At 74.1% G+C, this 14,307-nt stretch carries 12 protein-coding genes and 1 riboswitch; of the genes, 7 read left to right on the top strand and 5 right to left on the bottom strand.

The window, feature by feature from the left end; translation table 11 throughout:
* Positions 1-309: 309 nt before the first annotated feature.
* A complete protein-coding gene (locus tag J4E96_RS00280) occupies positions 310-825 on the bottom strand; it encodes an aminoacyl-tRNA deacylase (RefSeq protein WP_227423840.1) in 516 nt (171 codons plus the stop codon).
* A gap of 123 nt (positions 826-948) precedes the next feature.
* Here J4E96_RS00280 and J4E96_RS00275 point away from each other — a divergent pair, with 123 nt between their 5' ends.
* The 7 genes from J4E96_RS00275 (at position 949) to metE (ending at position 11,549) form a co-directional block, all read left to right on the top strand.
* A complete protein-coding gene (locus J4E96_RS00275) occupies positions 949-1,413 on the top strand; it encodes a MarR family winged helix-turn-helix transcriptional regulator (RefSeq protein WP_227423839.1) in 465 nt (154 codons plus the stop codon).
* Between the two features lie 83 nt (positions 1,414-1,496).
* A complete protein-coding gene (locus tag J4E96_RS00270) occupies positions 1,497-1,922 on the top strand; it encodes a phage holin family protein (protein ID WP_227423838.1) in 426 nt (141 codons plus the stop codon).
* Positions 1,919-2,371 (top strand): META domain-containing protein, encoded by a 453-nt coding sequence (locus J4E96_RS00265; protein WP_227423837.1) that lies wholly within the window; start codon positions 1,919-1,921, stop codon positions 2,369-2,371. Before J4E96_RS00270 ends, J4E96_RS00265 begins: the two co-directional genes overlap by 4 nt.
* Positions 2,372-2,464: 93 nt before the next feature.
* Positions 2,465-7,069 carry an ATP-dependent RNA helicase HrpA gene (gene hrpA, locus J4E96_RS00260; protein WP_227423836.1) on the top strand — a complete coding sequence of 1,535 codons (4,605 nt, stop codon included), beginning with the start codon at positions 2,465-2,467 and terminating at the stop codon, positions 7,067-7,069.
* Between the two features lie 251 nt (positions 7,070-7,320).
* Entirely contained in the window at positions 7,321-7,902 is a 582-nt protein-coding gene (locus tag J4E96_RS00255) for a DNA-3-methyladenine glycosylase I (RefSeq protein WP_227423835.1), read from the top strand.
* Between the two features lie 105 nt (positions 7,903-8,007).
* Positions 8,008-8,104: riboswitch (SAM riboswitch) on the top strand.
* Between the two features lie 4 nt (positions 8,105-8,108).
* Positions 8,109-9,143, top strand: coding sequence for a methylenetetrahydrofolate reductase (locus J4E96_RS00250; protein WP_227423834.1), 1,035 nt, complete (start codon positions 8,109-8,111; stop codon positions 9,141-9,143).
* A gap of 9 nt (positions 9,144-9,152) precedes the next feature.
* Entirely contained in the window at positions 9,153-11,549 is a 2,397-nt protein-coding gene (gene metE, locus J4E96_RS00245; protein ID WP_227423833.1) for a 5-methyltetrahydropteroyltriglutamate--homocysteine S-methyltransferase, read from the top strand.
* A 51-nt stretch (positions 11,550-11,600) separates the two neighbouring features.
* Here metE and J4E96_RS00240 read toward each other — a convergent pair whose 3' ends face one another.
* The 4 genes from J4E96_RS00240 to gcvT form a co-directional block, all read right to left on the bottom strand.
* The gene (locus tag J4E96_RS00240) at positions 11,601-12,026 is read right to left on the bottom strand and encodes a (deoxy)nucleoside triphosphate pyrophosphohydrolase (protein WP_227423832.1); all 426 of its coding nucleotides are present in this window, start codon (positions 12,024-12,026) and stop codon (positions 11,601-11,603) included.
* Positions 12,027-12,179: 153 nt separating this feature from the next.
* The gene (locus J4E96_RS00235; RefSeq protein ID WP_227423831.1) at positions 12,180-12,422 is read right to left on the bottom strand and encodes a LuxR C-terminal-related transcriptional regulator; all 243 of its coding nucleotides are present in this window, start codon (positions 12,420-12,422) and stop codon (positions 12,180-12,182) included.
* A 230-nt stretch (positions 12,423-12,652) separates the two neighbouring features.
* Positions 12,653-13,024 (bottom strand): glycine cleavage system protein GcvH, encoded by a 372-nt coding sequence (gcvH, locus tag J4E96_RS00230; RefSeq protein ID WP_227423830.1) that lies wholly within the window; start codon positions 13,022-13,024, stop codon positions 12,653-12,655.
* Positions 13,025-13,085: 61 nt separating this feature from the next.
* Positions 13,086-14,270 carry a glycine cleavage system aminomethyltransferase GcvT gene (gene gcvT / locus J4E96_RS00225; protein ID WP_227423829.1) on the bottom strand — a complete coding sequence of 395 codons (1,185 nt, stop codon included), beginning with the start codon at positions 14,268-14,270 and terminating at the stop codon, positions 13,086-13,088.
* Positions 14,271-14,307: the final 37 nt, after the last annotated feature.

The raw sequence follows: 14,307 nt of genomic DNA, 5'->3' as shown, positions 1-14,307 counted from the left end.
ATTGAGCCCGGAAGCGACCCGCCCGGCCGGCCCGGAGCCCCCGGACCGGGTCGGGCGGCGTCGGGCGGGGCCGAGCGGGGTCGGGCGTGTGGGCGTTCGGCTCTCACGCACGCGAATGTGGTCCTTCGGTCCCCCTCGAGCGATCTGAACCGGCAGATTGCCCACACCGGCCGGTGCGTCAGCAGATTGCCCACACTCGCCGCAAGCGCGCTCGGCGTCGGGTCGACGTCTCGGGGGCCTGGGGGCCCGACTACCTGGGGTCCCGACTTCCCCGGGTCCCGACTTCCCGGGGTCCCGTCGTCCCCAGGCTCAGGCGGGCGGCGCGAGGGCCTCGGTCACGTCCGCGACGGTCGCCCCGAGGACCCGGACGAGCTCCGTGCCGTCGACCGTCGCCGCGACGCCGTGCGCACCCGCGCCGATCGAGACCGGCCGGCCGGTCACGCGCTCGTCGGCGACCACGGGCCAGGCGCGCGCCGCGCCGAACGGGGTGATCGTGCCCCGCGCGTACCCGGTCACCGCCTTGGCGATCGCGGCGTCGGGCATCGACAGGCGCGCGACGCCGAGCAGCTCGCGCAGCTTGGGCCACGAGATCGACCGGTCGCCCGGGACGAGCACGAAGAGGAAGTCGTCATCCGCCCGGCGCACCACGAGCGTCTTCACGATGGCGCTCGGGTCGAGCCCCCGCGCCGCCGCTGCCTCGGCGAGGGACGAGACCGGGCCGTGCGCGGACAGCACGTAGCCGAGCCCCGCGGCGTCGAGCGCCGCCGCAGCGCGCGCCGCACCCTCAGGCGCCGCAGCCCCGGTGCCCGTCCCTTCAGCCGTCATCCCGGCACTCTAGGGCTCGCGCGGCGGCCGGGGTCGGCACTGGCGGCCTACCGTTGTCTCCATGCACCCGCATCGACCCCGCGCCCTCCCCCGGATCCGCCCCCACGAGAGCAGGCCGGGCCGATGACCCACCTCGCCGTCGATGCCTGGGAGGCGCTGCTGCGCGCCCACGTCACCCTCATCAAGGAGTTCGCCGAGGACTTTCGCGGCGAGCGCGTCTCCATGGCCGAGTACGACGTGCTCTACACGCTGACCGGGTTTCCGGGCGGGACGGCGCGGCTCGGCGAGCTCGCGGCGACGGTGCGGCTCAGCCAGCCGGGCCTGAGCCGCCTCATCGAGCGCATGGAGGGCGAGGGGCTCGTCCGGCGCGAACGCGATCCTCTCGACGGTCGGGGCACGCTCGTCGGGCTGACGGCCGACGGCCGTGCGGCCCAGCTCGAGCTCGGCCGCCGGCACAGCCGGTCGATCGTGGCGCGGGTCGGCACGGCGTTGAGCCCGGCCGAGCAGGCGGAGCTCAAGCGGCTGTGCCTCAAGCTGCGCGCCCGGGCGGAGGGTCCTGGTCAGCGTGCGGGCGACGCGCTAGCCTGAAATGCGCGGAATGAGACGCACCGTGGCGCCTCGCTCTCGCTGGCCCGTGCTGTCAGGGGAGTCCGCACCCAAGGGAGCCTGTGATGATCCGATTTCTCCTCGGCTTGGCGGTCTGGCTCGTCTCGGCGGCGGCGGGTCTCCTGGTCGCGACCTACCTGCTCGACGGCATGAACCTCACCACGAGCGGCTTCGTCACCGTGGTCGTCGTGTTCGCCGCGGCGCAGTCGATCCTCGCCCCCTTCGTGGCCATGCTGGCCAAACGGTACGCGCCGCCCGTCCTCGGCGGCATCGGCCTCGTGACGACCGTCGTCGCCCTGCTGATCACGTCCTTCGTGACCGACGGGCTGACGATCGACGGGTTCGACACGTGGGTTTTCGCCTCCCTCATCGTGTGGATCACGACCATGATCGCGACGCTCCTGCTGCCCGTCATCGTGGTCAAGCGCGTGCTCGACAAGCGCACTCCGGGCCGCGAGAACACCGGCCCGGGCACCCCCGCGAGCGCATGACCGGCAGGCGCGCGACCGGCCAGCGCCCGACCCACCGGCGACGGGCCGGCCTCGTCCCGCTGCTCGTGCTCGCCGTGACCCTCGCCGCCGCGGGCTGCTCGGGCGGCGGCGACGCGCTCGACGGCACGTCGTGGACCCTCACCCGGTCGTCGGCCAGCGCGATCGACCCCGCCTCCGTCACGATCACGGCCGAGTTCGCGGACGGCCAGGTCACCGGCTCGTCCGGCGTCAACACCTACGGCGGGGAGTACTCGGCCGACGACGACGGCGGCTTCTCGGTCGGCACGCTCCGGTCCACGCTGATGGCCGGGCCCGAACCGGCGATGGCGGCGGAGTCGGCGTTCACCGACCTGCTCGCCCAGGCGACGGCGTACGACGCGACCGACGACCAGCTCACGCTCGCCGACGCGGACGGCAACGAGGTGCTCACCTTCACCGCGGCGTCCTGACCCGCTGCGTCGTGACCCGCTGCGTCCTGACCCGCGCCGCCTCGACCCGCGCCGCGGCGCGCCCCCGCCCGGCTCGGGGGAGAATGGTCGGACATGGGCGAGCACGAGGTGGGCACGGACGGCGGGGGCCCGACCCCGCACGAGTCGGCGACCGCGTCGACCCCGACCACGCCGACCACCCCGACCCGCGGCCGACGACGTCGCGGCGGGGGTCCGCGCGCCCGCGGCGGGGCGCCGCGGACCACTGACACGAAGGCACGCGGCAGCGACCGCGCCGATCGAGGCGATCGCCGCGACCACGGCGGCGAGCACCGCCCCGAGCAGGTGGACGCGCAGCAGACGGCCCGGGTGGGCCGCAAGGCCCAGGTGCGCCGCGCCGTCGTCGTCCCGCCGATCCACTACCCGCCCGACCTGCCCGTCTCCGCGCGGCGCGACGACATCTCCGCGACGATCCGCGACCACCAGGTCGTGATCGTCTCCGGCGAGACCGGGTCCGGCAAGACGACCCAGCTGCCCAAGATCCTGCTCGAGCTCGGCAGGGGCCGCGCCGGGCAGATCGGGCACACGCAGCCGCGGCGCATCGCCGCGCGGACGGTCGCGGAGCGGATCGCGGAGGAGATCGGCACGCCGCTCGGCGAGATCGTCGGGTACCAGGTCCGGTTCACCGACACCTCGAGCGACGGCACGCTCGTGCGGGTCATGACCGACGGCATCCTGCTCGCTCAGATCCAGCGCGACCCGATGCTGCGCGCCTACGACACCCTGATCATCGACGAGGCGCACGAGCGCTCGCTCAACATCGACTTCATCCTCGGGTACCTCACGCGCCTGCTGCCGCAGCGCCCGGACCTCAAGGTCGTCATCACCTCCGCGACGATCGACTCCGCGCGGTTCGCCGAGCACTTCGCCTCCGCCGACGGCGCGCCCGCGCCGGTCGTGGAGGTCACCGGCCGCACCTACCCGGTCGAGATCCGGTACCGCCCGCTCACGCCCGATCCGCCCGAGGCCGGCGCGGGGGCCCCCGCCGCGCGCGCGCCCAAGCAGGACGAGCGCGACCCGCTCACGGCCGTCTGCGAGGCGGTCGATGAGCTGTGCGCCGAGGGCCCGGGCGACATCCTCGTGTTCTTCTCGGGCGAGCGCGAGATCCGCGACGCCGAGGACGCGCTCGTGGGCCACCTCGGCCCGCGGGTCGCCGACCAGCGCCGCTCGGACTCCGTCGAGATCATCCCGCTGTACTCGCGCCTGTCGTCCGCCGAGCAGCACAAGGTGTTCGAGCGGCACAGTACGCGCCGCGTCGTGCTCGCCACGAACGTCGCCGAGACGTCGCTGACGGTGCCGGGCATCCGGTACGTCGTCGACCCGGGCACCGCGCGGATCTCGCGGTTCTCGAAGGCGACCAAGGTCCAGCGGCTGCCGATCGAGCCGATCTCCCAGGCGAGCGCGAACCAGCGCGCGGGCCGGTGCGGGCGCGTCGCGGACGGCATCGCGATCCGGCTGTACTCCGAGGCCGACTTCGAGTCCCGGCCCGAGTTCACCGAGCCCGAGATCCTGCGCACGTCGCTGGCCGCGGTCATCCTGCAGATGGTCGCGGTCGGGGTCGCCTCCACGCCCGACGACGTCGCGAAGTTCCCGTTCGTCGAGCCGCCCGACACGCGCTCGATCCGGGACGGGGTCCAGCTGCTCACCGAGCTCGGCGCGCTCGAGGGCGTCGCGAACGGCCCCGGCGCGCGGCTGACCGAGGTCGGCCGGGCGCTCGCGCAGCTGCCGATGGACCCGCGGCTGGGCCGGATGATCGTCGAGGGCGGGCGCCGCGGCGTCGCGCGCGAGGTCATCATCATCGCCGCCGCGCTGTCCATCCAGGACCCGCGCGAGCGCCCGCTCGAGCAGCGCCAGCAGGCCGACCAGTTGCACGCGCGGTTCGCCGACCCGACCTCCGACTTCCTCACGTACCTGAACCTGTGGGAGCACGTGAAGGACTCTCAGCGCGAGCTCTCCAGCTCGGCGTTCCGCCGGATGTGCCGCAACGAGCACCTCAACTACATGCGCCTACGCGAGTGGCAGGACGTCGTGACGCAGCTGCGCCAGATGGCCAAGCCGCTCGGCATCCGGGTCGAGCCGCCCGCGCCGCGGAGCGCGCCCGACGCGGCCATCCCCGCCGCGACGTCGTCGGGACCGACCGGCGCGACGTCGTCGGCCCCCGCCGCGCCCCGGCGCCGCACCGCCCCGGGCGCCGCGCAGACCCAGCTCGCGAGCGACACCGGGCCTGACCCGACGGCGCTGCGGCTCGACTGGGACGGCGACCGCATCCACGTCTCGCTGCTGTCCGGCCTGCTCTCGCAGCTCGGCATGCAGGAGGTGACCGAGGTGCGCGCCGCCGCGGCCCACCCCCAGCGCAAGCCCCCGGCGTCGGCCCGCAAGGGCGGGCGCAACGAGTACCTGGGGGCGCGCGGCGCGCGGTTCGCGATCTTCCCCGGCTCGCCGCTGTCCCGCAAACCCCCGGCCTGGATCATGGTCGGCGAGCTCGTGGAGACCTCGCGGCTGTGGGGGCGCGACGCCGCCCGGATCCAGCCCGAGTGGGCGGAGGACCTCGCCGCGCACCTGGTCAAGCGCACGTACTCCGACCCGGCGTGGTCCACGAAGCAGGGCGCCGCGATGGCGTCCGAGAAGGTGCTGCTCTACGGCGTCCCGATCGTCGCCCAGCGCCGCGTGCTGTACGCGAAGGTCGACCCCGAGCACGCGCGCGAGCTGTTCATCCGGCACGCGCTCGTCGACGGCGAGTGGACCACGCACCACGCGTTCTTCCACGACAACCGCGCGCTGCTGGCCGAGGCCGAGAGCCTCGAGCACCGCGCGCGCCGCCGCGACCTCGTGGTCGACGACGACGCGCTCTACGCCTTCTACGACGAGCGCGTGCCGGCCGACGTCGTCTCCGCGCGGCACTTCGACACGTGGTGGAGGACGGCGCAGCGCACCGAGCCCGACCTGCTCGACTTCACGCTCGCGATGCTCGTGCCCGACACCGAGCTCGGGGCGGTCAGCGAGACCGACTTCCCGGACGTCTGGCCGCAGGGCGACCTCGAGCTGCCGCTGACGTACCAGTTCGAGCCGGGCACCGACGCCGACGGCGTGACCGTGCACCTCCCGGTCGTGGTGCTGAACCGCGTGCGCCCCGAGGGCTTCGACCAGATGGTCCCCGGCGTCCGCGAGGAGCTCGTTGTCGCACTCATCCGCTCGCTCGCGAAGCCCGTGCGCGTGCAGCTGGTGCCGGCGCCCGACGTCGCGCGCGACGTCGTCGGCTGGATCGACGCGAACCTGCCGTCGTGGCTCGACACGGTGCGGGCGGGCGACATGGCGGGGTCCATGCACGACGCCGTGGCCGCGGCGGTTCGCGAGCTGCGCGGGGTCGAGATCCCCGCCGACGCGTGGGACGACGAGCGGCTCCCCGCGCACCTGCGCATGACGTTCCGGGTCGAGGAGGAGCGCGGCAGCGCGTCCGTCGTCGTCGACGAGGGCAAGGACCTGGTCGTGCTCCAGCGCCGGCTCGCCGCGCACACCCAGGACGCCGTCCGGGTCGCGGTGCGCTCGGCGGTGCGCGACGCCGTGCGGGAGTCGGCACGGGAGTCGGCGCGGGCCGCGACGGCGGCCGGCCCGACCACGGCCGGCGGTCGTGCGGCACCGGTCGGTACGACTGCCGGCGGTGGTCCCCGGCCCAGCGCTCCCGCCCGGCCGGCCCCCGGATCGGGCGCCGGCGCCGGTAGCGCCGGCAACCCCGAGACCTCCGCTGCGCCCGCGATCGCGGAGCGCACCGCACTGACCACCTGGCCGACCGGCCTCGACGGCGGGCGCATCCCCGACCTGGTCGAGACGCCCGTCGCCGGCGGACTCACCGTGCGCGGGTACCCGGCGCTCGTCGAGGAGCGCGGCCCTGCCCGCGAGCTCCAGGTCTCGCTGCGGGTCCTGGCCGACCCGGCCCGGCAGGCCGCGGCGCACGCGCGCGGGCTGCGCAGACTGCTGCTCCTGGAGACCGGGCTCGCGACGGCGCGCATCACGTCGCGTTGGTCCGGGACGCAGGCGCTCACGCTCGCCGCGAGCCCCTACCGCAGCACCCCGGCGCTCGTCGCCGACGTGCAGCTCGCCACCGTCGGCTCGCTGCTCGACGCCGCGGCGCCCACGGCCGGGGTGCGCGACCTGGTCACGTACACACGGGTCCGGGACCAGGCGCGTGGCGAGCTCGAGGACGCCGTCCACCGCACGGTCGCCGACGTCGTGACCGTGCTCACGGCGGCGCGCGAGCTCGACGGCGCCGTCCGGGCGGCCACCAGCCTCGCCCTGCTGAACACGTTGCAAGACATCCGCGAGCAGTCGGCGGCGCTCGTGCACGACGGCTTCGTCGCCGAGGCGGGTGCGGCGCGCCTTCCTCATCTCGCGCGGTACCTCCGCGCGGCGCGGCACCGCCTCACCAAGGCCGCCCAGGACCCGAACCGGGACGCCGAGATCGGCTGGCGGATCCGTGACCTCGAGGACGCCTATGCGCAGGCGCGCCAGCGCGCGGCGAGCGCCGCTCCTGACCCGGTCCGGGACGCGGCCCTCGCGGAGGTCCGCTGGATGCTCGAGGAGCTGCGCGTCAGCCTGTTCGCCCAGCAGCTCGGCACCCCGACGCCGATCTCGGAGAAGCGGATCCGCGCGATCCTGACCTGAGCGGCGCGGCGCCGCCGGCCGGGCTGGGGTGGGCGGCGCGAGTGTGGGCGTTCCGCTCAGACCCCGGCGCGTGTGGGCGATCTGCCGGTTCGGAGCCGATTCAGCCAGCAGAAGTCCCACACTCGGGCGCGATCGAGCCGAACGCCCACACTCGTCGTCGTCCACAAGCGGCGACGCCAACGCTCGGCGTCGTCCACAGGCTTTGACCCGGTGTTCGCCGGGTGTGGGCGCGACAGGAAACACTGGGCCCCATGACAACTCCCGGCGCCCGCTGCTTCGGTGATGGCGACCCGCTCTACGCCGAGTACCACGACACCGAGTGGGGGGTCCCGGTGCGCGGCGAGCACGAGCTCTTCGAGCGCGTGAGCCTCGAGGCCTTCCAGTCCGGACTGTCGTGGCTGACGATCCTGCGCAAGCGCCCGGCCTTTCGCGCCGCGTTCGCCGACTTCGACCCGAGGGTCGTCGCGCGCTTCGGCGACGAGGACACCGCGCGGCTGCTGGCCGACGCCTCGATCGTGCGCAACCGGCTGAAGATCGCGGCGACGATCGCGAACGCGCGCGCGATCCTCGGGCTGTGGGACAGCGGCCGGACGCTCTCGGAGCTCGTCTGGTCCCACGCCCCGAGCGCCGACGTCGCGCGGCCCCGCCCGCAGTCGTGGGAGGGCGTGCCCGGGCTCACGCCCGAGTCGACGGCGCTCGCACGCGAGCTCAAGGCCAACGGGTTCCGGTTCGTCGGCCCGACGACGGCGTACGCGTCGATGCAGGCGTGCGGCCTGGTGGACGACCACCTCGCGAGCTGCCCGGTCGTCCTGGCGCGGGCGGGCCGGTCCTGATCGCGCCGCGCGCCTGCGTCCCCCGCTGCGGCAGCGTCGCGAGCGCCACCGTCCCACGATGCGGCGCGGGGGTATCGCGGTCCTCTGCGCCGGTCTATGCTCTCGACACCATCCAGAGCGGCTGAGAGACCTGGCTCGATGATGCCGCAGCAACCCCCCTCGCGTGCGAGGGTGTGGGTGCTTCCGCCAGGACCGATGGAGTTGACATGCCGACTACCGGTTTTTCAGGCGCACCGAGTCCCGAGCGCGCCGCGCCCCGCCCAGCGCGCGCCAACGACCGGCCCACGGTCTCGTTCGAGCTCTTCCCGCCGCGGACCCCGCAGACGCTCGAGAAGCTCTGGACGACGGTCGAGGCGCTCGCCGCCGTCCGCCCCGACTTCATCTCGGTGACGTACGGCGCGTCCGGGTCGACGCGCCAGACCACCCGCGACCTGGTCCGCGAGCTGCTCGCGAGCACCTCGGTCCTGCCGATCGCCCACCTGACCTGCGTCGGCACCTCGCGCGACGAGGTCACCGCGATCATCGAGGAGTTCCTCGACGAGGGCGTGCGCAGCTTCCTCGCGCTGCGCGGGGACCCGCCGGCCGGGCAGCCGGACTGGCGCCCGAACCCGGCCGGGCTGACCCGCGCGAGCGAGCTCGTCGACCTGATCCGCGAGGTCGAGGCGGCCCGCTGCGGGCTGTCCCCGAGCCAGGCGCTGCGCGGCGCCGCCCACCGCCTGAGCGTCGCGGTCGCGGCGTTCCCGAACGGCAACCCGATCGCCGGCAGCAGCCGCGAGCAGGACCTGCGCGCGCTGCAGGCCAAGCAGGACGCCGGCGCGGACTTCGCGATCACCCAGCTCTTCTACGATCCGCAGCACTACCTCGACCTGGTGCGGGACGCGCGCGCCGCCGGCATCACGATCCCGATCGTCGCGGGACTGATCCCGACCACGGAGCCCGCGCGGCTGCTGCGGGTCGAGGCCCTCAGCGGCATCAGAGTCCCCCGCGAGCTGCTGGCCGCCCTCGAGGCGGCGGACAGCCCCGCCCAACGGCACCGGGTGGGGATCCGCGCAAGCGTCGAGGTGGCCAAGGCCGTGCTCGACGGCGGCGCCCCTGGCCTGCACATCTATACGTTCAACAAGCACGAGGCCGCACTTGACCTGCTCGAGGGCGCGCACCTGCGCGGGGGAGCCCCGATGGCTCCCCCGCCGGCCGGAAGGCCGCAGAGCACGCCCGCCCAGCCTGACTACATCTCCATCTAGAGGATCGACATGACCGAACAGCCCAGCCCGACCACTCCGCTCAGCACCTCCCCCACCCCGAACACCTCTCCCGCCGCGCCGGAGTTCCCGGCCGCGACGATCCTCGGCTACCCCCGGATCGGCCCGCGCCGCGAGCTCAAGAAGGCGATCGAGTCCTTCTGGGCCGGTCGCTCGAGCGCCGCCGACGTCGAGACCGCCGCCGCCGCGCTCCGCACGCGCACCCGTTCCCGCCTCGTCGAGCTGGGCCTCGACCCGTCGAACGCCTCGATCCCGTCGAACTTCTCGTACTACGACCAGGTGCTCGACGCGGCGGTGCTCGCCGGCGTCGTGCCCGCCCGGTTCGCGCACCTGGCCGACCCGGCCACGGGCCGCCTCGACCTCGCCGGCTACTCCACGCTGGCGCGCGGCGCGGGCGACGACCTGCCGCTCGAGATGACCAAGTGGTTCGACACCAACTACCACTACCTCGTGCCGGAGATCGGCCCGGACACCGCGTTCCGGTTCGCGGACGACCGCGTGGTCCACGAGTTCGCCGAGGGCCTCGCCGAGGGCGTGCTCACCCGCCCCGTCCTCGTCGGCCCGGTCACGTTCCTCCTGCTGGCCAAGGCCGCCGACGGCGCCCCGGCGGGCTTCGCGCCGATCGACCGGCTCGCGGACCTCCTGCCCGTCTACGTCCAGCTGCTCACCGCGCTCGCCGCGGCCGGCGCGACGTGGGTCCAGCTCGACGAGCCCGCGCTCGTCTCCGACTCGATCGAGGCGACCCCCGAGCGGGTGCTCGCCGCGCTCGTGGAGGCCTACGGCGTGCTGTCCACCGAGCTCACACGGCCGAACCGGCCCGCGATCGTCGTCGCCGCGCCCTACGGCGGCCTCGGCTCGGCGCTGCCGGTGCTCGCCAGCACCGACGTCGACGCGATCGCGATCGACCTCGTCCGGGGCGCCGCCCCGACCGGCCCGGTCGCCGGGCTGGAGACGAAGACGCTGGTCGCGGGCGTCGTGGACGGCCACAACATCTGGCGCGCCGACCTCGGCTCCGCGCTCGACACGCTCGAGTCCCTGCGCGGGCTCGGCGCCGCCGCCGTCGCCGTCGGCACCTCGACGTCGCTGCTGCACGTCCCGCACGACGTCGAGGACGAGCCCGCGCTCGACCCGACCCTGCGCGCCTGGCTCGCGTTCGCCGACCAGAAGGTCGGCGAGGTCGTCACCCTCTCGCAGGGGCTGACCAAGGGGCGCGACGCCGTCGCCGACCGCCTCGAGGCCTCCCGGGCCGGGCTCGCAAACCGGACCCAGGCGCCCGGCGTCGTACGCCCGGAGGTGCGGGGCCGCCTGGCGGACCTCGCCGACGGAGACTTCCACCGCGGGGACTTCGCGACGCGCAAGTCGGAGCAGGCCGCCCGCCTGCAGCTCCCGCCCCTGCCGACCACGACGATCGGCTCGTTTCCCCAGACCCCGGAGATCCGCAAGGCCCGGGCCGCGCACGCCAAGGGCGACCTGACCACCGAGCAGTACGACGCCGAGATGCAGGCGGAGATCCGCCGGGTCGTCGAGCTGCAGGAGCGGATCGGCCTCGACGTGCTCGTGCACGGCGAGCCCGAGCGCAACGACATGGTGCAGTACTTCGCCGAGAACCTCGACGGGTTCGCGGCCACCCAGAACGGCTGGGTCCAGTCCTACGGCTCGCGCTGCGTGCGGCCCCCGATCCTGTGGGGCGACGTCGCGCGGCCCGCGCCGATCACGGTGCGCTGGTCCACGTTCACCGCGTCGCTGACGAACAAGCCGGTCAAGGGCATGCTGACCGGCCCGGTCACGATCCTGGCCTGGTCGTTCGTGCGCAACGACCAGCCGCTGCGGGACACCGCCAACCAGGTCGCGCTCGCGCTCCGCGACGAGATCGGCGACCTCGAGGCCGCCGGCATCGGCGTCGTGCAGGTGGACGAGCCCGCGCTGCGCGAGCTGCTCCCCCTGCGCGCGGCTGACCACGCGGCGTACCTGGACTGGTCCGTCGCGTCGTTCCGGCTTGCCACCTCGGGCGTGCGGCCCGAGACCCAGATCCACACGCACCTGTGCTACTCAGAGTTCGGCGAGATCTTCGGCGCGATCGACGGCCTGGACGCCGACGTGACGAGCATCGAGGCGGCCCGCTCGCGGATGGAGATCCTGGCCGACATCGCGGCGCAGGGCTACCAGCGCGGCATCGGCCCGGGGGTCTACGACATCCACTCGCCCCGCATCCCGAGCGAGGCCGAGGTCACCGAGCTGCTCGGCAAGGCCGTCGGCTCGGTCGCGGCCGATCAGCTGTGGGTCAACCCCGACTGCGGCCTCAAGACGCGCAAGTACGACGAGGTGATCGGCAGCCTCGAGCACATCGTCGCGGCCGCGAAGACCGTGCGCGCGACGCTGCCGGCCTGACCACCGCCGCCGCGGCGTCGGCCCGGCAGCACGGTCGGCGCGGTGGTCCGCTCAGCGGGGGACCACCGCGCCGACCAGGGCGGTGAGGATCGGGAGGTCGGCGTCGAGCCACGGGACGTCGTGCCAGCGGCCGGCCGGCAGCCAGCGCAGCTCGTCGTGCTCGACGAGGGGGCGCGGGGTTCCGCCGACGACGGCGGCCAGCCACAGCCGCAGCACGTAGGGCCGGGCCAGGGGCCACGCGCCCTCGGCCGGGCCGACCAGCTCGGCGCCCAGCCGGATCTCGACGCCGAGCTCCTCGCGGATCTCGCGCCGCAACGCGTCCCGCGGCGGCTCGCCGGGCTCGACCTTCCCGCCCGGAAACTCCCACCTGCCCGCCAGCGCCGCCGGCGTGCACCGGCGGGCGGCGAGCAGCGCGCTCGGCGCGGCGAGGTCGTCGACGAGTGCTGCGGCGACGACCAGGACGGGGGCGGCAGTCATGGCGCGAGTGTGCCAGGCGCGGGTCGGTGGCAGCTCGTGCGTTGCGGGGGTGGTGTCAGGGAGTGGGGCGGTCGGTCACTGGCGGCCGGTTCCCCAGGGGGTGCGGAGCCGAGAGTCAGTGCGGAGCCGAGGGCCAGTGCGGAGCGGGAGGGGTCAGCGCAGACCGACGGTCTGTGCCCAGGCGACGGCGTCGGCTCGCGACGAGACGCCGATCTTGCGGTAGAGGCTGCGAACCTGTGACTTCACCGTGTTGCGGGTGACGAACAGGGTCGAGGCGATCTCTTCGAGGGTGACGTCGTCCGAGAGGTGCCCGAGAACGACGAGCTCCCGCCGGGTGAGCGGCTCGACGAGCGTCGTCGCGGTGTCGGTGTTCCTGACCAGTTCGAGAGTGCTCATGCCATACCTCCGGATGATCACGGTAGCCCCGCCAACGACTTGGCGATTACGCCGCGGTTGCCTGACACCATGTGAGACGTCAAGGCGGCGAGGCTATGACGCGAACTTCCCCGGTGAACTCCTTCACCTGCGCACAGGAGGGGACCAGATGGGTCGACTTCGACGCATCTATGCAGGTCACAGCACTGCTAGAGCGTTCAATGTTATTTCGGCCACATCACCCGAACAGGCTAGCCAGCAGTCAGTACCTGATACTCGGCGGCGCTCAGCAGCGGGCCGGTGGCCGTCACGGTCGCCTTGAGGAGCCAGCCGGCGCCGTACGGGTCGGAGTTGACCAGTGACGGATCGTCCACCGCTGCCTGGTTGACCTCGACGACGGTGCCGCTCACGGGCGAGAACAGTTCGGACACGGACTTGGTCGACTCGATCTCTCCGCACACGGCGCCCGCGACGATCTCGTCGCCGACGGCGGGCAGCTCGAGGTAGACGATGTCGCCCAGGGCTTCCGACGCCGTGTCCGTGATGCCGAACGCGACCGGGTCGCCCTGCGCGAGCCACTCGTGCTCGGCGGTGTAGGACAGGTCGGCGGGGAAGGTGCTCACGCGGGTCTCCTCTGATGCGGTGCGGGGCGGGCTGTGCGGATGCGGGGCGAGTCGGGTGCGACTACTGGGGACGACGGTAGAACGGCAACGCCACGACGCGCACCGGCTCGGCCCGGCCCCGCACGTCCACGGCGAGGAGCGTGCCCGCGGCGCTGAGCTCGGGGGTCACGTACGCCATCGCGATCGGATGGCCGAGCGACGGCGACGGCGCGCCCGAGGTGACGTGGCCGACGACGACGTCCGCCTTCTCCACCCCGGCGAGCACCGCGAAGCCGTGCCGGGCGGCGCGCCTGCCGAGGCCCTCGAGCCCGACCAGGACGCGCGCCGGTGGGGACGACCTGCGCGCCGCGAGCGGGCCGCGGCCCACGAAGGCGAGCGGTGCGCCGTCGGCGTCGACCTTGTCGAGCTTGACGACCCGACCCAGGCCCGCCTCGAACGGCGTCGTCGTCCGGTCGAGCTCGTTGCCGTACAGGGGCATGCCCGCCTCGAGCCGGAGGCTGTCGCGCGCCGAGAGGCCGGCGGGCACGAGGCCGGCCGGCTCGCCGGCGGCGAGCAACGCGCGCCACAGCTCGGCGGCCCGGGCCGCCGGCACGAAGAGCTCGAAGCCGTCCTCGCCGGTGTAGCCGGTGCGGGCCACGAGCGCCTCGACCCCGGCGACCGTGGCGGGCAGCCCCGTGTAGTACTTCAGGTTCGCGACGGCGTCGACGTCGCCGGCCGCGGTCACGGCGGTCACGATGCGCTGCGCGTGCGGGCCCTGGACGGCGATCAGCGCGGTCTGCGCGGACTCGTCCGTGACGCTCGCCTCGAAGCCCGCCGCGCGCGCGAGCAGCTCTGCGAACACGACCTCGGCGTTCGACGCGTTCGCGACGACGAGGTAGGCCTGCGCGCCGGTCCGGTACACGACCAGGTCGTCGATGACGCCGCCGTCGGCCGCGCAGATCATCGTGTATCGCGCCTTGCCGACGGGCACCGCCGTGAGGTTGCCGACGAGCGCGTAGTCGAGTGCCGCGCCCGCCTGGGCGCCCTCGACCCGGAGCTCGCCCATGTGCGAGAGGTCGAAGATCCCGGCTGCGCGGCGGACGCACCTGTGCTCGGCGAGGTCGCTCGAGTAGCGCAGCGGCATGAGCCAGCCGGCGAACGGCACCATCACCGCGTCGAGCGCGAGGTGCTCGGCGTGCAGAGGGCTGTGCCGATCCGACTGACTCTGCTGGTCTGACTGACTCTGCAGGTCGGGGACGTCGGTCATTGACGGCTCGCTTTCGGTGGGGCGCGGCGGACGGGTC

This window comes from Pengzhenrongella sicca (assembly GCF_017569225.1).
In the GTDB taxonomy this organism is placed as follows: domain Bacteria; phylum Actinomycetota; class Actinomycetes; order Actinomycetales; family Cellulomonadaceae; genus Pengzhenrongella; species Pengzhenrongella sicca.
Note: the sequence above shows the minus strand (reverse complement) of the source record. Positions and strands in the feature narration are given on the sequence as shown.

Excerpts from the sequence above, each read along its gene's own strand:
- J4E96_RS00280 (WP_227423840.1), bottom strand. The coding sequence starts at position 825 with ATGACGGCTGAAGGGACGGGCACCGGGGCTGCGGCGCCTGAGGGTGCG.
- J4E96_RS00275 (WP_227423839.1), top strand. The coding sequence starts at position 949 with ATGACCCACCTCGCCGTCGATGCCTGGGAGGCGCTGCTGCGCGCCCAC.
- J4E96_RS00270 (WP_227423838.1), top strand. The coding sequence starts at position 1,497 with ATGATCCGATTTCTCCTCGGCTTGGCGGTCTGGCTCGTCTCGGCGGCG.
- J4E96_RS00265 (WP_227423837.1), top strand. The coding sequence starts at position 1,919 with ATGACCGGCAGGCGCGCGACCGGCCAGCGCCCGACCCACCGGCGACGG.
- hrpA (WP_227423836.1), top strand. The coding sequence starts at position 2,465 with ATGGGCGAGCACGAGGTGGGCACGGACGGCGGGGGCCCGACCCCGCAC.
- J4E96_RS00255 (WP_227423835.1), top strand. The coding sequence starts at position 7,321 with ATGACAACTCCCGGCGCCCGCTGCTTCGGTGATGGCGACCCGCTCTAC.
- J4E96_RS00250 (WP_227423834.1), top strand. The coding sequence starts at position 8,109 with ATGCCGACTACCGGTTTTTCAGGCGCACCGAGTCCCGAGCGCGCCGCG.
- metE (WP_227423833.1), top strand. The coding sequence starts at position 9,153 with ATGACCGAACAGCCCAGCCCGACCACTCCGCTCAGCACCTCCCCCACC.
- J4E96_RS00240 (WP_227423832.1), bottom strand. The coding sequence starts at position 12,026 with ATGACTGCCGCCCCCGTCCTGGTCGTCGCCGCAGCACTCGTCGACGAC.
- J4E96_RS00235 (WP_227423831.1), bottom strand. The coding sequence starts at position 12,422 with ATGAGCACTCTCGAACTGGTCAGGAACACCGACACCGCGACGACGCTC.
- gcvT (WP_227423829.1), bottom strand. The coding sequence starts at position 14,270 with ATGACCGACGTCCCCGACCTGCAGAGTCAGTCAGACCAGCAGAGTCAG.